At 62.2% G+C, this 20,285-nt stretch carries 19 protein-coding genes; 11 read left to right on the forward strand and 8 right to left on the reverse strand.

The genetic code is table 11. The features are described 5' to 3' along the window. Window positions 1-54 precede the first annotated feature (54 nt). From HBN54_RS12030 to HBN54_RS12040, 3 genes are all read left to right on the forward strand, one after another. Window positions 55-303 (forward strand): heavy metal-binding domain-containing protein, encoded by a 249-nt coding sequence (locus HBN54_RS12030; RefSeq protein ID WP_168673284.1) that lies wholly within the window; start codon window positions 55-57, stop codon window positions 301-303. A gap of 470 nt (window positions 304-773) precedes the next feature. Next, entirely contained in the window at window positions 774-1,895 is a 1,122-nt protein-coding gene (locus HBN54_RS23245; protein ID WP_210428045.1) for a flavin monoamine oxidase family protein, read from the forward strand. Between the two features lie 164 nt (window positions 1,896-2,059). Beyond that, window positions 2,060-3,367, forward strand: a complete 1,308-nt coding sequence (locus HBN54_RS12040) for a cystathionine gamma-synthase family protein (protein ID WP_168673454.1) — start codon at window positions 2,060-2,062, stop codon at window positions 3,365-3,367. Window positions 3,368-3,635: 268 nt separating this feature from the next. Here HBN54_RS12040 and HBN54_RS12045 read toward each other — a convergent pair whose 3' ends face one another. The 6 genes from HBN54_RS12045 to HBN54_RS12070 form a co-directional block, all read right to left on the reverse strand. Continuing rightward, window positions 3,636-4,238: an OmpA family protein gene (locus tag HBN54_RS12045; RefSeq protein ID WP_168673455.1), complete on the reverse strand. Its 603-nt coding sequence runs from the start codon at window positions 4,236-4,238 to the stop codon at window positions 3,636-3,638. Window positions 4,239-4,373: 135 nt separating this feature from the next. Further along, window positions 4,374-5,345 carry a deoxyhypusine synthase family protein gene (locus tag HBN54_RS12050; RefSeq protein WP_168673456.1) on the reverse strand — a complete coding sequence of 324 codons (972 nt, stop codon included), beginning with the start codon at window positions 5,343-5,345 and terminating at the stop codon, window positions 4,374-4,376. A gap of 157 nt (window positions 5,346-5,502) precedes the next feature. Continuing rightward, window positions 5,503-6,045 (reverse strand): ATP-dependent protease subunit HslV, encoded by a 543-nt coding sequence (gene hslV / locus HBN54_RS12055; protein ID WP_168673457.1) that lies wholly within the window; start codon window positions 6,043-6,045, stop codon window positions 5,503-5,505. Between the two features lie 124 nt (window positions 6,046-6,169). Continuing rightward, on the reverse strand, window positions 6,170-8,764 hold the full coding sequence (locus HBN54_RS12060; protein WP_168673458.1) for a TonB-dependent receptor: 2,595 nt from the start codon (window positions 8,762-8,764) through the stop codon (window positions 6,170-6,172). A gap of 153 nt (window positions 8,765-8,917) precedes the next feature. After that, on the reverse strand, window positions 8,918-10,651 hold the full coding sequence (locus HBN54_RS12065; protein ID WP_168673459.1) for a pyruvate dehydrogenase complex dihydrolipoamide acetyltransferase: 1,734 nt from the start codon (window positions 10,649-10,651) through the stop codon (window positions 8,918-8,920). Window positions 10,652-10,837: 186 nt separating this feature from the next. Further along, the gene (locus HBN54_RS12070) at window positions 10,838-11,461 is read right to left on the reverse strand and encodes a histidine phosphatase family protein (protein WP_168673460.1); all 624 of its coding nucleotides are present in this window, start codon (window positions 11,459-11,461) and stop codon (window positions 10,838-10,840) included. Window positions 11,462-11,594: 133 nt separating this feature from the next. Here HBN54_RS12070 and HBN54_RS12075 point away from each other — a divergent pair, with 133 nt between their 5' ends. The 4 genes from HBN54_RS12075 to menB all read left to right on the forward strand — a co-directional run bounded on the left by HBN54_RS12075 (window position 11,595) and on the right by menB (window position 16,048). After that, window positions 11,595-12,032 (forward strand): hotdog fold thioesterase, encoded by a 438-nt coding sequence (locus tag HBN54_RS12075; RefSeq protein ID WP_168673461.1) that lies wholly within the window; start codon window positions 11,595-11,597, stop codon window positions 12,030-12,032. Next, complete coding sequence (locus HBN54_RS12080; RefSeq protein ID WP_168673462.1) at window positions 12,033-13,268, forward strand: chorismate-binding protein; 1,236 nt, start codon at window positions 12,033-12,035, stop codon at window positions 13,266-13,268. It begins immediately after the preceding gene. Window positions 13,269-13,381: 113 nt separating this feature from the next. Further along, entirely contained in the window at window positions 13,382-15,106 is a 1,725-nt protein-coding gene (gene menD, locus HBN54_RS12085; protein ID WP_168673463.1) for a 2-succinyl-5-enolpyruvyl-6-hydroxy-3-cyclohexene-1-carboxylic-acid synthase, read from the forward strand. Between the two features lie 117 nt (window positions 15,107-15,223). Further along, a complete protein-coding gene (gene menB, locus HBN54_RS12090) occupies window positions 15,224-16,048 on the forward strand; it encodes a 1,4-dihydroxy-2-naphthoyl-CoA synthase (RefSeq protein WP_168673464.1) in 825 nt (274 codons plus the stop codon). A 268-nt stretch (window positions 16,049-16,316) separates the two neighbouring features. On the opposite strand, the gene HBN54_RS12095 is transcribed toward menB, so the two are convergent. After that, complete coding sequence (locus tag HBN54_RS12095) at window positions 16,317-16,505, reverse strand: hypothetical protein (RefSeq protein ID WP_168673465.1); 189 nt, start codon at window positions 16,503-16,505, stop codon at window positions 16,317-16,319. 125 nt (window positions 16,506-16,630) lie between these two features. Here HBN54_RS12095 and HBN54_RS12100 point away from each other — a divergent pair, with 125 nt between their 5' ends. The 4 genes from HBN54_RS12100 to HBN54_RS12115 all read left to right on the forward strand — a co-directional run bounded on the left by HBN54_RS12100 (window position 16,631) and on the right by HBN54_RS12115 (window position 19,507). Beyond that, window positions 16,631-16,942 carry a rhodanese-like domain-containing protein gene (locus HBN54_RS12100; protein WP_168673466.1) on the forward strand — a complete coding sequence of 104 codons (312 nt, stop codon included), beginning with the start codon at window positions 16,631-16,633 and terminating at the stop codon, window positions 16,940-16,942. A 120-nt stretch (window positions 16,943-17,062) separates the two neighbouring features. Beyond that, window positions 17,063-17,512, forward strand: a complete 450-nt coding sequence (locus HBN54_RS12105) for a hypothetical protein (protein WP_168673467.1) — start codon at window positions 17,063-17,065, stop codon at window positions 17,510-17,512. A gap of 32 nt (window positions 17,513-17,544) precedes the next feature. Further along, on the forward strand, window positions 17,545-18,648 hold the full coding sequence (locus HBN54_RS12110; RefSeq protein WP_168673468.1) for an AMP-binding protein: 1,104 nt from the start codon (window positions 17,545-17,547) through the stop codon (window positions 18,646-18,648). A gap of 4 nt (window positions 18,649-18,652) precedes the next feature. Continuing rightward, entirely contained in the window at window positions 18,653-19,507 is an 855-nt protein-coding gene (locus HBN54_RS12115; RefSeq protein WP_168673469.1) for a DUF481 domain-containing protein, read from the forward strand. 28 nt (window positions 19,508-19,535) lie between these two features. Here the strand turns inward: HBN54_RS12115 and HBN54_RS12120 are convergent, their stop codons facing one another. Beyond that, window positions 19,536-20,231 carry a hypothetical protein gene (locus HBN54_RS12120; RefSeq protein WP_168673470.1) on the reverse strand — a complete coding sequence of 232 codons (696 nt, stop codon included), beginning with the start codon at window positions 20,229-20,231 and terminating at the stop codon, window positions 19,536-19,538. Between the last annotated feature and the right edge of the window lie 54 nt (window positions 20,232-20,285).

Below are 20,285 nucleotides of genomic sequence, written 5' to 3' on the forward strand. Positions count from 1 at the left end.
CCCCGCTTCGGGCTGCGGCTCAGCTCGTTTTTATTTCCATTTTTTCTTAACCTCATGAACAAGTTCCTCGCTTACAGCCTGACCCTGGCCAGCCTCACCCTATTCGCCACCAGCTGCTCCGATAACAAGAGCACCACCGAAACCACCACAACTACCCCCACCGCTACAGTGCCAGCCTCCGACAGCACCGCTTCGCCCGCTGGCACGGCCACAGTCTACACCTGCCCCATGCACCCCGAAGTGGTGGCCAGCCAGCCCGGCCAGTGCCCGAAATGCGGCATGGACCTAGTGGTAAAAAAGTAGCCGCTGGCCTGAATAACACCAGTTTAGAAAGCAAGTTGGCATAATTGCCTACTCGCGTCGTGGCCTATCCCAGTACTGGCCTGATGGTTAGTTAATTGCCCCTTGCATCCGGAATTTCTTCAGTGTATTTCCAAGGTGTGCCAGCAAGGATGCCCGGCTACTTCGGGCATTCCTGCTGGCACATATAGGTTGCGGCCGGGTGAATGCCGGGTACCTTACCCGCTGCTTTTGCGCCGCGCCCAGCCGGTTTGCCCTCAAGCAGCACGGCTCCTACTGGTATCCCTGGCACACCCGCCTCAGCGAGCAGTTAAACTAAAATCGTCCGGCGATGGCCCAAACTGGAGTGGTACCACGGCTTTTTGGTCGTTGTATTACCAAACTCCCGTGTCATTGCCGTGTTCACCAGCAGTGAGTGGTACGACGCTGTCCGGCGGGCAGCTCGTCGCACCACCCGGCTAAATCTTATCCCCTTGCATAAAGAATCACTGATAGCCTCAGCCACCCTACCGGTCATTATTATTGGTGCCGGCCTGGCAGGCCTCACGGCGGCCCGGGCACTGCACGCGGCCGGCCGCCCGGTGCTGGTCCTCGAAGGCCGGGACCGGGTGGGCGGGCGTACCCTGGCCGTGCCCGCGCTGCCTGGCTCGCCGGAAGCGGAAGGCCTGGACCTGGGGGCCACCTGGGGGTGGTCGCACCACCCCTACCTGCTCGGTTTGTGCCAGCAGCTGGGCCTGCAGCCATTTGTGCAGCCCAGCGCCGGCGCTACAGCCTACGAAACCGCCGCCGGCACGCACCACCTGCCACATCATCCTTCCGGCTCAACGGGTTACCTGCGCCTGCCGGGAGGCACGGCGGCTCTTTGCCGCACGCTGGCCCGGCAGCTGCCGGCGGGCAGTGTGCTGCTCAATGCGCGGGTAACGCAGCTGCACGCCCCGGCCGGCAGCGCGGAAGTCGTGGTCGAGGCTCAACACGAAGGGGTCGCGCGCACTTACCGGGGTTCGGCCGTCATCGTGGCCTTGCCCCCGCGCCTGGCGGCGCATAGCCTGCACTTTACGCCGGGCTTGCCGGCCGCGCTGCAACAGGCGTTGCGGGAAGTGCCCACCTGGATGGCCTATTCCATGAAGGCCGTAGCCGTATATGCCACGCCCTTCTGGCGGGCCGACGGCTGGTCGGGTTACGGGGCCAGCCAGCTGGGGCCGCTGGGCGAAATCCACGATGCCTCGCCGGCTACGGGTCCGCTAGGGGCTTTGTTTGGATTTTTCGCGCCGCTGCATCCGCTGCGGAATGCGCCGCTTGCGCAACGGCAGGCAGCCGTGGTGCAGCAGCTGGGCCGGTTGTTTGGCCCGGCCGCCCTGCAGCCGCTGGCCTACCACGAGCTGGACTGGAGCCGGGAGCCGCTGACCAGTATCCCCGGCGACGAGCAGTTCCCCGACCAGATTCCTCTTCAGGGGCCGGCGCAGCTTCGCCAGCCCTACTGGAATAATCGGCTCTGCTGGGCCGGGGCCGAAACGTCGGTCAGCGAATGGGGCCGGCTGGATGGGGCCATTGAGTCCGGGCAATGGGCGGCTACGCAACTGCTGGGCAACTTGTAGGAGTCTTCCCAGGAAACGAAAAAACCACTCTCAGTAGCCACGCGGGCTGTAAAATCCGAACTACTGCCCCGCCGCTTCCCCAGCGGCGGGGCTTTTTCGTGCCTCTAAAAACAAAATCCTACCTTCGCCCCACGTAATTCCCCATCCCACCCAACCCCCATTTTATGTCCACCCTTCACGACCACGCCCACATCGGCGGCCAGCAGCTGCGCCCCGAAAGCCTCATGATGAGCTACGGCTACACCCCCGCCTGGAGCGAGGGAGCCATCAAGCCGCCCATTTTTCAGACCTCCACCTTCGTTTTCAAGAATGCCGAGGAAGGCAAAGCCTTCTTCGAGTTGGCCTACGGCCTGCGCCAGCAGGGCCCCGACGAGGAAATGGGCCTCATCTACTCCCGCCTCAACAATCCCAGCCTGGAGATTCTGGAGCATCGCCTCTGCCTCTGGGACGGGGCCGAGGAAGCCGCCAGCTTCGCCAGCGGCATGGCCGCCATCAGCACCACGCTGCTGGCCCTGCTGCAGCCCGGCGATGTGGTGCTGCATTCCGAGCCCGTGTACGGCGGCTCCGATTTCTTCCTGAAAAACGTGCTGCGCAAGTTTGGCATTGAGGCCGTGGGCTTCCGCCCCACCGATACGCCCGCGCAAATGGCCGCCCGCGCCGCCGCCATCGCGCCCGGCCGCCTGGCCATGATATTCGTGGAAACGCCCGCCAACCCCACCAACCACCTCGTCGACCTCGAAGCCTGCGCCGCCCTGGCCCGCCAGTATTCCACCGACGAAAAACCCGTGCGCCTCGTGGTCGACAACACCTTTCTGGGCCCGGTTTTCCAGCATCCACTAAAGCACGGGGCCGATGTGGTGCTGTACTCCGCCACCAAGTTTCTGGGCGGGCACTCCGACCTCATTGCCGGCGCGGCCCTGGCCAGCAAGCCCCTCATGAAGGAAATCAAGGCCATGCGCACCTTCATGGGCACCATGTGCGACCCCAACACCGGCTGGATGCTCATGCGCTCGCTCGAAACCCTGAAGCTGCGCATGGAGCGCGCCGCTCAGTCAGCCCAGCTCATTGCCAACTGGCTCCGCACCCACCCGCTGGTGGAACGCACCTACTACCTCACCCACCTCGAGCACTGCCCCGCCCAGCAGGACATCTACCAGCGCCACTGCCTCTCGCCCGGCTCCATGATTTCCTTCGACATAAAGGGCGGCGAGGCCGAAGCCTTCCGCTTCCTCAATGCCCTCAAACTCATCAAGCTGGCCGTGAGCCTGGGCGGCACCGAAAGCCTCGCCGAGCACCCCGGCACCATGACGCACTCCGACATCACCCTCGAGGAGCAGCGCGAAATGGGCATCACCCCCCAGATGATTCGCCTGAGCATCGGCGTAGAAGACCCGCAAGACCTGATGCTCGATTTGAGCCAGGCCTTCGAGGCCGTGGGAATGGTAAAGGAGCGGGAACTGGAGATGGCATAGCCATGATGCCGCTGGCGCGAGTTTAGCGCAGCGTAACTCGTGCCTTGCCATGACGGGGAGGCTGCGCCTCCCCTGCCGCGCCAGCGGCAATGCGGCGCGGCTCAACCAAAGCGGTAGGATGTTCTATGCGAGGCGCAGCCTCGCCCAGATTATCGGCACGAGTTACGCTCCGCTAAACTCGCGCCAGTGAAGGCCCAGCAAATACTACAAATGAATAGCCCGGCCGCATTGCTGCAGCCGGGCTATTTGCTTTTCAATGTCCTTAAAACTACCGGACCCTAACGGCAATCTCAACCCGCCGGTTGGCCTTTCGGCCGGCGGCAGTTTCATTGGTCGCCACGGGCTTCTGCTCGCCGAAGCTTTCGGTGCTCACTTTATCGTTGGGCAATTTGCCGGATTCAACCAGGTATTTTTTTACGGCATCGGCCCGGTCGTGCCCCAGCTGCAGGTTGTAGCTGGCATCGCCGCGCGAATCGGCGAAGCCCATTACCCGCACGTTCTTATTGGCAAAGCGCTGGCCGATGGAAGCAACGATTTCGTCCAGTGTGGCCGCCGCCGTTGGTTTCAGCATGGACTTATCGGTGTCAAACAGCACCGTTTCATCTACCGAGTACACCTCAAAATCCGCATCGCCAGTCACTGTCACCGACTTTTGCTTGATTTCAGGAAGGGTCTGAGTCGATAAAACGTTCTTGCTCCTATCGAAAGAACGTTCGAGCGCCTCGGCAGCCGACTGGTTGTTGCGGTATACTACCGCCGTGTCGGCCGTTGCCTCGTGGGGCTGGTCCAGCGTAGAGGGCTTGCTCAAATTGTCGCAGCCCACCAGGGCAACGGTGGCCGTCGCCAGCAGGGAGAGGAAAGTGGTTTTCATAGCCAGAGAGGTTGAGGTTAACTCTGGCTTACGAGTAGCAAGCCGTTAACGTTGGCCGCCGCCCAACCAATGCAAACCCAAAAGAGCCTGCCGCTGAGAAGCGGCAGGCTCTTTTTACACGAAGTCAAGCAGCAATTACTGCCCCAGCACGATGGCAAACACCAGCGGCGCGACAATGGTAGCGTCGCTTTCGATGATGAATTTGGGCGTGTCCTGGCCCAGCTTGCCCCAGGTAATTTTCTCGTTGGGCACGGCGCCGGAGTAGCTGCCGTAGCTGGTGGTGGAGTCCGAAATCTGGCAGAAATAGCCCCACAGCGGCACGCTGGTGCGGCCCAGGTCCTGGTGCAACATGGGCACCACGCAGATGGGGAAGTCGCCGGCAATGCCGCCGCCAATCTGGAAGAAGCCTACTTTGCTCTCGTTGGTGGCTTGTTGGGTGTACCAGTCGGCCAGGTAAATCATGTACTGAATGCCCGTGCGCATGGTGTGCACGTTCTTGATATCGCCGGTGATGACGTGGCCGGCGTAGATGTTGCCGAGCGTGCTGTCTTCCCAGCCGGGGCAGATGATTGGCAGGTTTTTCTCGGCCGCGGCCAGCATCCAGCTGTCTTTGGGGTCAATCTGGTAGTACTGCTCCAGCTCGCCGCTCAGCAGAATCTGGTAGAAAAACTCGTGGGGGAAATAGGCTTTACCTTCACTGTCGGCCTTCTCCCAGAACTTGAGCACCACGTGCTCGAGGCGGCGCATGGCCTCTTCCTCGGGAATGCAGGTATCGGTCACGCGGTTCATGTGGCGCTCCAGCAGGGCCTGCTCGTCGGCGGGCGTGAGGTCGCGGTAGTTGGGCACGCGCTCGTAGAAATCGTGGGCCACCAGGTTGAAGATATCCTCCTCCAGGTTAGCACCGGTGCAGCTGATAATCTGCACTTTGTCCTGGCGAATCAGCTCAGCCAGCTGAATACCCATTTCGGCGGTGCTCATGGCCCCGGCTAGGGTAATCATCATTTTGCCGCCTTCGGCGAGGTGCTTGTTGTAGCCATCGGCCGCGTCGATGAGGGCAGCGGCGTTGAAGTGGCGGTAATGGTGACGGAGGAAATTGGAAACTTGCATTTGGGGGAATTGGGAGTGTTTAATGTCTGTACAATTTGAACGTCATGCCGAGCGTAGCCGAGGCATCTCGCGTGCATTGGTAATCAATACCGTTGCAACGAAGCGAGCGAGATGCCTCGGCTACGCTCGGCATGACGTTCTGGTTATTCACTACTGCCTACGACGGCGACTCAATCATCAGATTATGATTGGTATAGATGCAGATATCAGCCGCGATGTGCAGGCCTTCCTCCACCATCTGGCGGGCCGTCAAATGCGGCGCGTGCTTCTTGAGAGCCAGCGCGGCGGCTTGGGCGTACATCGCGCCGGAGCCGATGGCAGCCACGTCGGAGTCCGGTTCCAGTACGTCGCCGGTGCCGCTTAGGATGAGTAATTCGTCCTTATCGGCCACCACCATCATGGCTTCGAGCTTGCGCAGATACTGGTCCTTACGCCAGTCTTTGGCCAGCTCGATGGCGGCGCGCTTGAGGTTGCCGCTGTAGCTGGTGAGCTTCTCCTCGAAGCGGTCGAGCAACATGAAGGCATCGGCCGTGGAACCGGCGAAACCGGTCACGACTTTGCCATCGAGCAGCTTACGGATTTTGCGGACGTTATTCTTGGCCACGTGCTTGTCCATGGTGGCCTGCCCGTCGGCCCCAACGGCGATTTCGCCGTTGTGCCGGATGCCGAGCACGGTAGTAGAGCGGATTTTTGCTTGCATAAGGGCGCAAAAATACAACGGCTGGGGCCAGCGGCATGCAATTGTGCGGTAAGCTTTAGCTTGCCGTTTTGCGTAAAGCCCTGGGCCTCCACAAAACGGCAAGCTAAAGCTTACCGCACAAAACCTACTTGCTCACCCGGAACTGCAGCTTGGCGAACAGGAAGCGGCCGTTGCTGCCCATTTGCACGGCATCCCAGGCACCGCCGTTCTCGGTGGCTTGCGGGTTGAAGAAGTTGGGGTACACGTTGAACAGGTTCGACGAGCCCACCGAGAGGCGCAGCTGGTTGGTGAGGGCGTACGACAGGGCCACGTCGGTGGTGAGGCGGTCGCGGTAGGGGTTCGGGTCGCCGTTGTAGTCGTACAGCAGCACGTGGCCGAACTGCACCAGCCGCACCAGCGCGCCAAAGCGGCCCACGTTGTAATCGAAGGTCAGGTTGATTTTATACGGCGGGGCCGAGGCTTTCACGAAGGCTTGCTCACGCTGGCCGAAGAAAGTTTCTTCCTTACCAGCCAGCAACGGCGTGGTTTTGGCCTGGCCCACGATGAGCAGGCGGTTGGCGTTGGCGGCCAGCGTGGTGGTGAGGCGGCCTTCCCCCACCCCGATGGTGTTGGCCAGCACCACATCGAGGCCCCAGGTATCGGTCGAGACGGCGTTGGCGAAGAACTGGGCCTGGCCCACGTTCAGGCCTTGCAGAATGGTCCCGATTTGCGGGTCGTCGTCGGCAAAAGTGCCGGTGAGCACGATGCGGTCTTTGATGTGGATGTAATAGCCGTCCACGGTAAAGCTCAGCACCGAGCCGGCGCGGCCCGTGAAGCCCACGCTGGCCGACTGCGACCGCTCCTGCGTGAGCGCCGGAATGCCCAGCGCCTTCGACACCGGCCCATTGTTCCGGTCGAGCAGAATGTCGACCGGCTTGCCACCCACCACGTTGGTAAACACCGTGTTGAAATTAATCTGCGCCAGCGAAGGGGCCCGGAAGCCCGAGCTCAAAGTGCCGCGCAGCGAGAAGCTCTCGCTGAACTTGTAGCGCGTGGCCAGCTTGCCCGTGAAGCTGCTCCCGAAGTCGGAGTAGTTCTCGAAACGGCCCGCCGCCGCCACGAGGAAGGCCTTGGTCACGTCCAGCTCAGCATCGGCGTACACGCCCACGTTGTTGCGGCTGGCCTTCAGCTCGTTGCGGGGCTGGAAGCCGGGAAAGCCTTGTGAGCCGCCCGGCCGGTCGTTTAGCGCGCCAGGGTATTTGCGGTACGAGCCTTCCTCGCCGGCAAACAGCGCGTACCACTCGCGGCGGTATTCACTGCCGATGGCTACGTTCAGGCCCTGGAGCACCGTTTTGTAGTTGCGGCTCAGGTTCAGGTTCACCACGTTCTGCTGCAGCTGGAAGCCGCCGGCATCAAATGTGGTGGGCGAGGCTGCGCCCAGCGTGGCGTTCAGTGTGTTCGTCAGGCCGTAGTGGAAGCGGTTCGAGCCGAAGCCCTCGCTCAAATCCACGTCGAAGCCGCCGAAAGTACCGCGCAGGCCCACTGCGCCGTGTGCATCAGTGAGGTTGCTGGTGATGATGGGGTCGAAGCCGTTGGGATAGAGCGTCGCGTTGCTGCGAGGGTTCGGGATGGCGTTGCCGTTATCGTCCGTCACCGTCGGGAAACGGGTGTAGGCGTAGGCCTCTCCCTTGCGGAAATTCACCCCGCCAAAGGCATACGCGTAGATATTCTCATTGATGGGCAGCTTGCTGTTGAGGTAAACCGACGTGTTGTTGGCTTTCGGGTCGCCGTACTGGCGGCGCTGAATGCCGTCGGGGGCGGGCACGTTGGCGCGCTGGGTGTGCTGGCGCTGGTTGTAGTCCACGGTCGCATTCACGAAGCCGCCCTTGCCCACGCCCACCCCGTAGTTGAGGTTGGCGTTGAAATTGCCCCCGTCGAAGGTCTTGTCGTCGAAGCGGTATTTGGCGGTGTAAGCGCCGTAGTTGGCGTTGGCCGTCAACTCGTTCACGCTGGTTTTCAGCACGATGTTAATGACGCCTGCGATGGCATCGGAGCCGTACTGGGCCGAGGCCCCGTCGCGCAGAATCTCAATCCGCTCGATGCTGGCGGCCGGAATCGTGTTCAGGTCGGTGCCGGTGTTGCCCCGGCCCCGGCTGCCAAACAGGTTCACCAGCGCCGACTGATGCCAGCGCTTGCCGTTCACCAGCACCAGGGTCTGGTCGGGGCCGAGGCCGCGCAGGCTGGCGGGGTCTACGTGGTCGGCCCCGTCGGCCCCGGTCTGGCGGTTCGAGTTGAAGGAGGGCGCTACGAACTGCAGCAGCTGGTTCACATCGAGCTGGCCGGTTTTGGCCGTCACCTCGCGCACATCAATGATGTCGACCGGCGAGGGCGAGTCCGTCACGGAGCGGTTCTGGCTGCGCGAGCCCACCACCTGCACCGCGTCGAGGCTGGTGCTGTTCTCGGCCAGCGTCACGCTCAGGCCGCTGGTGCCAGCCACCTCCTGGTTGGTGTAGCCCAGCGAGCTGATAACCAGCCTCGGGGCGGCCGTGCGGGCCCGCAGCGTGAAGCGGCCGTTGGGATCGGTGGAAGTGCCGTTGTTGGTGCCCTTCTCCACAACAGAGGCCCCGATAACCGGCTGCCCGGCAGCATCCTTGACCTGACCAGTGAGAGTGGTAGCCGCCTGGCCCCAGGCGGCAGTGCTGGCCAGGCAAATGATTGGGAGTAAATGGGTTGGTTTCATACAAAATTCGGTAGGTGAGGAAAGTGACGCAGGCTTTTTTTAGTGAATACGATACTTTGAAAAACCGTATTATGCTACCTGCAAGCTAGTGCATGGCGCATAAAAAAAACCAGCCCTACCGGGCTGGTTTTTTAGTTTAAGTTTTTAGACGCCTCAAATCATCAGACGCATGGGGTCTTCGAGCAGGCTTTTCAGCGTTTGCAGGAAGGCCGCGCCGGTAGCGCCGTCCACCACGCGGTGGTCGCAGCTCAGCGTCACCTTCATGATGTTGCCGATGGCCAGCGCGCCGTCTTTCACAATGGCGGTCTGCTTGATGCCGCCCACGGCCAGAATGCAGGCATCGGGCGGGTTGATGATGGCCGTGAATTCATCGATGCCGAACATGCCCAGGTTCGAGATGGTGAAGGTGCTGCCCTCCCACTCGGCGGGCTGCAGCTTCTTGCTCTTGGCTTTGCCGGCCAACTCCTTCACCTCGGTGGCGATGGTGGCGAGGCCTTTCTGGTCGGCATTGCGCACCACGGGCACCAGCAGGCCTTCATCTACGGCCACGGCCACGCCGATGTTGATGACTTTATTCTGCCGGATGCGGTCGCCAAGCCACGAGGAATTCACGGCCGGGTGCGAGCGCAGGGCAATGGCCGCCGACTTCAGCACCAGGTCATTAAAGCTCAGCTTCACCGGCGACAGCTCGTTGAGCTTCACGCGAACCTCCATGGCCTTGTCCATGTTGATTTCCATCGTGAGATAGAAATGTGGGGCCGTGAACAGGCTTTCCGACAAGCGCTTGGCGATTACCTTGCGCATCTGCGACACGGGCGTGTCGGTGTAGGTATCTGGTGCCTGGTTGTTGGTGCCTGGTGCCTGGGCAGCCGGGGCGGCCTGTGGCGCGGGAGTGGCAACTGGCGCAGCAGCAGCCGGAGCAGCTTGCGGTGTAGGAGCGGCAGCCGCCCCGGAAGGCTGGAAGTTCTCCACGTCGCGCTGCACAATGCGGCCGTTATCGCCGCTGCCTACTACCTGCGAGAGGTTGATACCTTTTTCTTTGGCAATGCTTTTGGCCAGCGGCGAGGCCAGGATGCGGCCATTTGGCGTTGCTGCTTGCTCGTTGCTCGCTGCTGGTTGAGCGGCGGCAGGTGCCGCAGCCGGAGCTTCGGCGGCCGGAGCAGCCTGGGTCGGTGCCGGGGCGGAACCGCCACCGCCGAGCAGCGCCTGAATATCAGCCCCTTCTTCGCCGATGATGGCCAAAATGCCGTCAACAGCTACGGCTTCGCCGGCTTTGGGGCCGGTGTAGAGCAGGGTGCCGTCTTCGTAGTTTTCCAGCTCCATGGTGGCTTTGTCGGTTTCGACTTCGGCCAGGATGTCTCCCGATTTTACTTTGTCGCCCACGTTTTTCAACCAGGCCGCGATGGTGCCTTCGGTCATCGTGTCGCTCATCTTGGGCATGCGGACCACAGTGGCTTTCTTGCCATTGGCGGGCGCGGCCGGAGCGGCCGCAGCAGGTGCCGGGGCGGGCGCAGCAGCGGGTGCCGGAGCAGCCGCCGGGGCCGGTGCTGCTTCCGGAGCCTTGGGGGCTTCCGGGGCGGGGGCGGGAGCTTCGACAGCCGGAGCAGCGCCGCCGCTCTGGCCGTTCAGCAGGCCCGAAATGTCTTCGCCTTCCTTGCCCACGATGGCCAGAATGCCATCAACCGGTACGGAATCCTTCTCTTTCGGCCCGATGTAGAGCAGGGTACCGTCTTCATAATTTTCCAGCTCCATGGTGGCTTTGTCGGTTTCGACTTCGGCCAGGATGTCCCCGGATTTAACTTTATCGCCCACTTTTTTGAGCCAGGCCGCGATGGTCCCTTCGGTCATCGTGTCGCTCATTTTGGGCATTTTTATGATTTCGGCCATCGGATATAAAAGCGCTAGAGTTGAGAAGGCCAAAATTAGCCGGAAAAGTTGGCGGGGGCAACGTTATTATCGGGAGAATATAAGGACTTGCCCACAATAAGGCGGCAAGTCATTTTGACAAGGCCAAAACAATGGTCATGCTGAGCGCAGTCGAAGCATGATGTTGCTAACACTCCAGTCCCGAAATCAGGCCGGCTCCTGCAGATGCGACACGTCGAGAAAGTTCTTGACAGTGAACACCGTACCCGTAAACTCCAGCTTATACAAGCATAAGTTACTGTGTTCAAACCCTTCCATGCGGCTGAGCGGGTAGTTGAGCAGTTGGCAGAGCATGACACGCATGGCCCGGCCGTGCATGCAGACGAGCACCGTTTCTTCGTCGTCCCGCGTCCTGAGCAACTCAATAAACGGGCGCTGCCGGGCGGCTACTTCCTCGGGGCTTTCGCCGCCGGTGAGGCGGGCGTGGGTATCGCCGGCCACCCAGCCGGCCAGTACCTGGCGGTATTCGGCATCCTCTTCAACGGTGATGCGGGTGCCCTCGCGCACGCCCCAGCTGATTTCATTGAGGCCCGAATGGGCTTCGTGAGGCAGGCCGAGGTCGAGGAACTGCTGCACCGACTCCTGCGTGCGGCGCAGGGCGGAGGTGTAGACCTTGTTGAACGGCACGTGGCCATAGGCCGCGAAGAACTGCGCGGCCTGGCGGCGGCCGGTGTCGTTCAGGCTGGAATCGACGCCGCTGCCCTGCACAATGCCGCGCACGTTGAAATCGGTCTGGCCGTGGCGCAGAAGGAAGATGGTCCGGGGCTTCACTTTCGCGGTAGTTTTGCGTAACAATCGGTCAACAATTCCTCAAAGTACGGAGTTTAAACCCCAACTGTTGACCTTTATTCTTTAATATTCACCGTTGAGTAGCGCTCCCACAGCCGCTCCCCTGCCCCACCCCATGAATCTGGAAGAAGTAAAGCGCTGGACGGCCTCCCGCCCCACCCTGGCCGATGCCCTCGGCATGGAAATCACGGCCGTGACCGACGAGTACCTGGAGGGCCGCATGCCCGTGGATGGCCGCACCCACCAGCCCATGGGCCTGCTGCACGGCGGCGCGTCGGTGGCCTTTGCCGAAACCCTGGGCAGCATTGCCGCCGCCCTGCGCCTGCCCGACCGCAGCAAGCAAGCCGCCGTGGGCCTGGAAATCAACGCCAACCACCTCAAGGGCGTGCGCGACGGCTGGGTAACCGGCCGCGCCACGCCGGTGCACATCGGCCGCAGCACGCAGGTGTGGGAAATCCGCATCACGCACGAAGAAACGGGGGCGCTGGTGTGCATCAGCCGCATTACCATGGCCGTGGTCGACATTGCGCCCAAGCCCCAGCCAGCTCCCTAAATGGTGCGGCCCGACTACCGCCTGCTGCCCTGGCCGGCCAGTGCCACCGGCCTCGATGCGCCCGCCCGGCTGCGCCACCTCGTGGCCGGGGCGCTGCGCACGGGCCGGCCGCTGGCGCTGTGGCGCGAGCCCGGGGCCGCGCAGCCGCAGCTGCTGGTAGCCCGCTCGCTCGAAGCTACTTACACCGGCCTGCCCCCGGCGCTGGACGACCACGCGCCGGCTGGCTTTGCGTTTTTTCCCTTCCGCGACTCGGACCACAACCCGGCCCTGTTCCTGCCCGCCGACGTGCGCTACGACCTGGCCCAGCCCGAGGCCGTGGCCGTGGCCCCCGCCGCCCGCACGCTGGTGCCCAACCTCACGGCCTGGCTGGCGCTGCCCACGCCTGCCGGGCTAGCCTGGCACTACGGCACCCAGCCCGCGCCGCCCACCGCCACCGAAGCCGAATACACCGCGCTGGTACGGCGCGGCGTGGCCGCCATCGAGGCCCGGGAAGTGGTGAAGGTGGTGAGCTCGCGCGCCGCCTGCCGCCCCCTGCCGTCAGGCTTCGACCCGCTGGCCGCGTTTGCCGACCTCAGCGAGAAGTACCCGCGCGCGTTTGTGTCGCTGGTGAGCGTGCCGGGCGTGGGCACGTGGCTGGGGGCCTCGCCCGAAGTGCTGGCCGAAGTCACGGCCGATGGGCAGTTTCATACCATGGCGCTGGCCGGCACGCAGCCGCTGGTGCCGGGCACGCGGCCCCAGGATGCCATCTGGCGACAGAAGGAGATAGAGGAGCAGGCGCTGGTGGCCCGCTACATCGTGAGCTGCTTCAAGCAGCTGCGGCTGCGCGAGTACCACGAAACCGGCCCCCGCACCGTGGCGGCCGGCCAGCTCCTACACCTGCGCACCGACTTTGAAGTCGACCTGCAAAACGTGCCCAACGCCGCCGCGCTGGGCACCGACATGCTGCGCCTGCTACACCCGACTTCGGCCGTGGGCGGCATGCCCAAAACGGCTGCGCTCGATTTCCTGCGCCGCCACGAGGGCTACGACCGCGCCTACTACAGCGGCTTTCTGGGCCCCGTGAACGTAGAAGCGCCCGGCATCGCCCGCCTCTTTGTGAACCTGCGCTGCCTGCAGGTGCGCGCCACCGAGGTCATCCTCTACGCCGGCACCGGCCTCACCGTCGATTCGGACCCGGCGCGGGAGTGGCAGGAAACGGAGATGAAGATGCAAACCGTGGGCGCTGTTTTGAATTAAAAAATTGAGAATTAAAAATTAAAAATGGCCGTGTTTATTACCCGTTGAAAAAGGCCCATTTCACATATTCAGCTCAATTTTTAATTCTTCATTTTTAATTTTTAATTCAACCGATGCAGGCCGTTTATAACATTGCCGAAATCTGCGCCCGCCACGGCATTACCGATGTCGTTTTATCGCCGGGTTCGCGCTCGGCCCCGCTCACGCTGGCCTTCGCTCGCCACCCCGGTTTGAACGTGCGCGTGGTGCCCGATGAGCGGGCCGCCGCCTTCATCGGGCTGGGCATTGCGCAGGCGCAACGGCGGGCGGTGGCGCTGGTGTGCACGTCAGGAACGGCCGGTCTGAACTACGCGCCGGCCGTGGCCGAAGCCTTTTTCCAGCAGATTCCGCTGGTGATTTTTACCGCCGACCGGCCGCCGGAATGGATTGACCAGCTCGATGGGCAGACCATCCGGCAGCATAATTTATACGGCGCGCACGCCAAGGGCGCGTTCGAGTTTCCGGTCGATACCACGCACCCGGATGCTAAGTGGTATTCGGCGCGCATTGTAAACGAGGCGATTAACCTGGCGCAGGCCGCGCCCGCCGGGCCGGTGCAGGTGAACGTGCCATTGCGCGAGCCGATTTATCCGAAGCCGGGCGAGGAAATTCAGTATGAGCAGGATGTGAAGATTATTCGGGATGATGCAGATGTGCCTTCCAATACATTTTATGCGGAGGCTCATGCAGCGCCGTCTTACAATGACCTTTTAAATCGCATTCTGGTAGTCGTTGGCCAGCATATCAGCGACTCGTCGTTGGCTGAAGCCCTTAAGCATTTTGCGCATCAGTCTGGAGCTACTGTAGTTGCAGATTCTATTAGCAACCTCTCGGCAAATATCCCAACCGTCATGTCGCAGGATATTTTTCTTAGCAGTGCTAATGAGGAATTTCGGGAATCATTACGTCCAAGCCTGCTAATTACTTTAGGGAAGTCGTTGATATCAAAATCGCTGAAATTATATCTGCGTAAATATCCAGCGGAGCAGCAATGGCATCTTCAGCCGCATGGCGGTCAGGTGGCCGACGTATTTCGCTCACTAACAAAAGTTATTCGCACCAGTCCATTTGTTTTTTTGAGCGATTTCGCGCACGAATTCTCCCAGGAAATGCGCGTGCAAGCCATGCCGTATGGCAAGATTTGGCGTCGTACAAATCAGCAGTCTTCCGAATTTATCAACCATTTTTTCACGGACGAAGCCCAGCCCTTCAACGAATTTTCAGCCTTCCGCCACGCGCTGGCGGCGCTGCCCGAAACCACGGCTCTGCACCTGGCCAACAGCATGGCCGTGCGCTACGCCAACATCCTCGGCCTCCCGCAAAGCAAGCAAATTGAAGTTTTCGCCAACCGGGGCACCAGCGGCATCGACGGCTGCAACTCTACCGCCGTGGGCGCGGCCCTGGCCCAGCCGGAGCGCCCGGTAGTGCTGCTGACCGGCGACGTGGCGTTTTTCTACGACCGCAACGCCTTCTGGCACAACTACCCCGTGCCCAACCTGCGGGTGGTGCTGTTCAACAACCATGGCGGCGGCATCTTCCGTATTATCGACGGGCCACGCCAGCAGCCGGAGCTGGAGGAGTTTTTCGAGACGCGCCAGCTACTCACGGCCGAGAACACCGCCAAGGATTTTAACCTGCGCTACTTCCCGGTTTCATCGTTTGAAGAACTAGAAGCCGCGCTACCGGTTTTCTTTGCAGCCGAAACCGGCGCGGCCATTCTGGAAGTCTTCACTGACTCGATGACCAACGCGGCGTTTTTTGAGGAATACCGGGCGGCGGTGAAACAAGCTTTTTCGTAACCCTATCTGCGAACCTCCGCGTATTCCTCTGCGGACCTCAGCGAGAAACCCTACTTTATTTCTCGCTGAGGTCCGCAGAGGAGTACGCGGAGGTTCGCGGAGAAAAACCTTTTTTTTATGACAGAACCCATTAGCTGGACCCCGATTAAGGAGTTCAAAGAAATTCTCTTCACGCAGTTTGGCGGCATCGCCAAAATCAGCATCAACCGGCCGCAGGTGCACAACGCCTTCACGCCGCTCACGGTGCAGGAGATGATTGAGGCCATGCGCATGTGCCAGGACCGCACCGATATCGGCGTGATTATCCTCACCGGTGAGGGCGGCCGGGCCTTCTGCTCGGGCGGCGACCAGAGCGTGCGCGGCCACGGCGGCTACGTGGGCGAGGACACCCTCCCCCGCCTCAACGTGCTGGAACTGCAGAAAATCATCCGTTCCATTCCCAAGCCGGTCATTGCCATGGTGGCGGGCTGGGCCATTGGCGGCGGCCACGTACTGCATGTGGTGTGCGATTTGAGCATTGCGGCCGACAACGCCCGCTTCGGCCAAACCGGCCCCAACGTGGGCTCGTTCGACGGTGGCTTCGGGGCCTCCTACCTCGCCCGCGTGGTAGGCCAGAAAAAGGCCCGCGAAATCTGGTTTCTCTGCGACCAGTACGATGCCCAGGAAGCCCTCGATATGGGCCTCGTAAACAAAGTGGTACCCCTCGATAAGCTGGAAGAAACCACCGTGGCCTGGTGCCACAAAATCCTTCAGAAAAGCCCGCTCTCGCTGCGCATGCTCAAGTCGAGCTTCAACGCCGAGCTCGATGGCCAGGCCGGCATTCAGGAGCTGGCCGGTAACGCCACGCTGCTCTACTACCTCAGCGACGAGGCCAAGGAAGGCCGCGAAGCCTTCATGGAGAAGCGCCAGCCCGACTTCTCGAAATTTCCAAAATTTCCGTAAGCGGTGGCTGAATCGCGTTGCCGCAGCCTGACAAAAACGCCCGTGGCTTGCGCTACGGGCATTTTTTTGGTATTGAAGCTATTTAAAAAGCACCCGAAAATAGCAAAAACGTCATTCCGAGCGCAGCCGAGGAATCTCGCGTGAATCGGTGAACGATACCCAAGCCAGCCCGAGCGAGATTCCTCGGCTGCGCTCGGAATGACGTTCTGGTATTGTTGAAATTCCTAACCAGCTTCATTGGCAGTACCGCCCTCATCAATCAAACCCCTCAGAAGCTGCCGCTCATGAATCGACAGCCGGCGCACCAGGCCAGGAAGAAGCGCAGCCGCTCACGCTTGCGGGCTTTTTTCAGGGCCTTGGCGGGGGTAACGGCCGGCCGCTCATTAGCAGCTGAGTGAACCTCGAAGCGGACGGGCACGGAAGGGGCAGTTACCGGGGTGACGAGTTCAGGTTTCATGGCGGTGGGAATTAGTTCGCTGGGAGTAAGTTACACTTTTTGAGGGAGAAAACCAAGCCAGGTGTGCACTTTTCCGGTTGTTTGGAGCGAGGAAGGCCCGCCCTTTCCCGCCCTATCTTCGCCGCATGATGGACTTCCTGAAAAAACTATTCGGCCGGAAGCCGGGGCCGGACCTGGGCGCGCTCATCGCGGCCGGGGCCACTATTATCGACGTGCGCAGCAAGGGCGAATACCAGGGCGGCCACCTCAAAAAGTCGCTCAACCTGCCCCTCGACACCCTGCCCGCCGGCTTGGGCAAGCTCGATAAAACCAAGCCCGTAATCACCTGCTGCGCCTCGGGCATGCGTAGCTCGGCGGCGCGCGGCATTTTGCAAAAACAGGGCTTTACCGAGGTGCACAACGGCGGCAGCTGGCTGGGGCTGCGCCGGTTCGAGTAGCCCTTGCCCCCCGGGTTCAGGCATCGCCCCACCTCCGCTGCCATGCTGGCCCTCAGCCTGCAATACTTATATGCAGTTAGGCTGTTGAAGCAACGGGAATACCTTCCCCATTTCACGGCCATGACTACTGCTGAGTTTCACCTGAATATCCGGCGCATTCGGCGGTGGCATTGGCTGCAATACCCCGTGCAGGGCCTTTTGATGGGCGGGGGGCTGCTGGGGGCCAGCGGCCGGATGGCCGTGGGGCCGACCCTGGAACCGGCCCTCACTACATGGCCGGTTTTGCTGGGGCTCCTGGCGCTGCTGCCGGTAGTGGGCGGGCTGCTGTTCGTGGTTTCGCGCTACCTACGGCCCAATGTGCGCCGGCCGGCCGAAGAAAACCTGCGCATTTACCAAGGGCGTGTGCTGCTGCGCAATAGCTTACTGGGCTTGCTGGCCCTGCCCTTGCTTGCGTCGTACGTTATCAGCCACAAGCCGCTCGACCTCGTTCTTTGCGGGGCGGTGCTGCTGGCGCTGGGCTGGCAAACGCAGCCTTCGGCCGAGACGTATCAGCGGTGGCTGCTGGCTTGAGGCCCCGGCCACCGGCCTTTATTTCGACTTCTATGGCTTCCGATTTACTTCCCACCTCCCTCCTCCTCAACGGCCGCGAATTCACCTACGCGGCCATCCGCGAATACCCCGCCCAGCTTAATGTGCCCGTGAACGGCTACGAGGCCAAGGTGCTGGATTTTGTCCGGCAGTGGCTGAACGGCACGCAGGAATTTGTGCTGCACACCTCGGGCAGTACGGGCACGCCCTCGGCCATCACGCTGCGGCGGCGGCAGCTGGAAGCGTCGGCCCGCCGCACGGCCGATTTCTTCGACCTTGGCCCCGGCGACCGGGCGCTGGTTTGCCTCAACTGCGAGTACATCGGCGGGATGATGATGCTGGTGCGCGGGCTGGAGCGCAACCTGCACCTCACCATCGTGGAACCGCACGCCGACCCGTTTGCTTACGTAGCCGCCGCCGCGGAATTCGATTTTTCGGCCTTCGTGCCGCTGCAGCTGAAAGCCGTGCTGGCGGCCGGCCACGCGCCCCGGCTCGATAAAATGAAGGCATTTCTGGTGGGGGGCGCGCCCGCCGATGCCGCGCTGCAACAGGAAGTACAATCCGTGAAAGCCGCCGTGTGGCTCACCTATGGCATGACAGAAACATGCTCGCACGTCGCCCTGCGCCGCCTGAACGGGCCGCACGCCGCCACCAGCTTCCGGGTGCTCACGGGCATTGCGGCGGGGCAGGATGAGCGCAGCTGCCTCACCCTACGCGGCGACGTGACCGACGACCAACTCATCATCACCAACGACGTGGTGCAGCTGCTCGACGCGCACACGTTTGAGTGGCTGGGCCGGGCCGATTTCGTGATAAACTCGGGCGGCGTGAAGGTGCCCGCCGAGAAAGTGGAGCTGGTGCTGGATGTGGCGCTGGCCGAAATCGGGGCGGCGCGCCGCTGCTTTGTGGCCGGCCAGCCCGACGAGCGCCTGGGCCAGACCGTAACGGCTTTCATCGAAGGTCCGGCGCTGACGCCCGCGCAGGAAACACGGCTGAAAGTGCTGCTGGCGGCCCGCCTGGGGCGCTACGAGCAGCCCCGGCAGTTCACCTACGTGCCCGAATTTCTGCTAACGGCCACGGGCAAGCTCAACCGGGCGGCCACACTACGCACCCTGTAAGTTTATGCGATTTCGAATTTCCTGTGGGCTGCTGGTGGCGTTATCAGGGCTGCTGGCCAGCCCGGCGGCACGGGCCCAGGACCAGAAACCAGCCGGCACCGCCACGCCCGATTCGGCGGTGGTGAACGGCGCGGGCAGCATGGCCCCGCCGCCGGCCGGGCTGCCCTCGGCCGAGTTTGAAACCTACAATGTGGACGGCACCGGCGTGCGCTACACGGCGGCCCTCACCGGCCTCTACACCACGGGCACGGTGGAACGGATGTATTTCAGCACCAGCCACACGGGCGGCTTCACTACAGGGCACTGGCAGTTTCCGGCGGCCTTCAGCTACAGCTACGGCCGGCAGGACGGGGCCCTGCGCGAGCGCGAGCTGCTGCTGCTCAGCACGCCCGACTACCGCATTCGCCGGTGGAAGTTCTACGCGCTGGGCGAGTTCGAAACCAGCAACCTGCGCGCCATCACGCGGCGGCTGGTCACGGGCGGCGGCGTGGGCTACCAGCTATATGCCGACAGCACCAACAGCACGGTGGCCCTGAGCACCTTCCTGCTCAACGAGCGAACCGACTACAATGCCGAGCCCGATTTTTCCCGGCACGTAGTGCGCAATTCTACCCGCCTCAAGCTGCGCCTGAACCGGGGCGTATTCAGCGCGTCGGAGCTGTTTTTTTATCAGCCTAGCCTGCGCGACCCCGGCGGCGACTACCGCCTCAACAGCGCCACGGTGCTGGCCTTCAAGCTCTACCAGCACCTGGCCCTGAACCTGTCCTACACCTATTCCTACGAAAGCGTGGTGGTGCAGAGCCGCGCCCGGGCCAACGCCACCCTCTCGGTGGGCTTCGCCTACAGCACGGGCCAGTAGGCGGGCAGCGCGAAAACCGGCGCGCAGCTTAGCGCATGTTGGTTTGGGTGAAGAGCGGTTCTTTGTCCTTCATCACCTTGAATAATTCGCCCAGAAATAGGTTGGCGCGCAGGTAAAATACCGGCCCGTTCAGCTCTTTCTGGATGGCGATGGGCACGAACACCGGCTGCCGCCAGCCCAGGCCCGTGCCAATGCCGCCCCAGCGAAACACCCGGTACTGCGCGGCCAGCGTGGGCTCCACGATACCCATGAAATCGCGGGGCGTTTTGTCGAGGTCGCCATCGTCGGCTTCGTAGAGCACGTAGGCCGAGCCCAGGCCCAGCTGCATGTTGGCGCTGAGCTCCCAGCGGCGGTTTTCGAGCAGCACGTAGCCGGCGTAGGCAGCCAGGTAGCGGAAACGGATTTCGGCGTCGGCGTCTTCGGCGGCGTTGTCGGGCTTGGCCTGGCGCGAGGGCACGCCGGTGCTCAGGAAGTAGATGGCCGCCCCGGTGCGGAAGCGGTTCTTGAACTCGATGCCCAGCTTGAGGCCGTTGATGGTGGTGAGGTGGTGGTTGAGGATGGAGTAGCGCGAGTCGTACTGCACCACGAAGCGGCTGCGGGCCAGGCGCGCCACGGCCGGCCGGCCTTTCACCGAATCGGGCCGGGCCGGCGGGGCCGACTGCGCCCACGCGCCCACCGGCAGCAGGCCCACACTCAACCACACAACGCGTAACAACCAGACCATATCAAACCCAAAAAACGGACCACCGGCAAAGGTCGGGAATTTCACCCGGCCACA

It is taken from the genome of Hymenobacter artigasi (assembly GCF_012275535.1).
Taxonomy (GTDB): Bacteria; Bacteroidota; Bacteroidia; order Cytophagales; family Hymenobacteraceae; genus Hymenobacter; species Hymenobacter artigasi.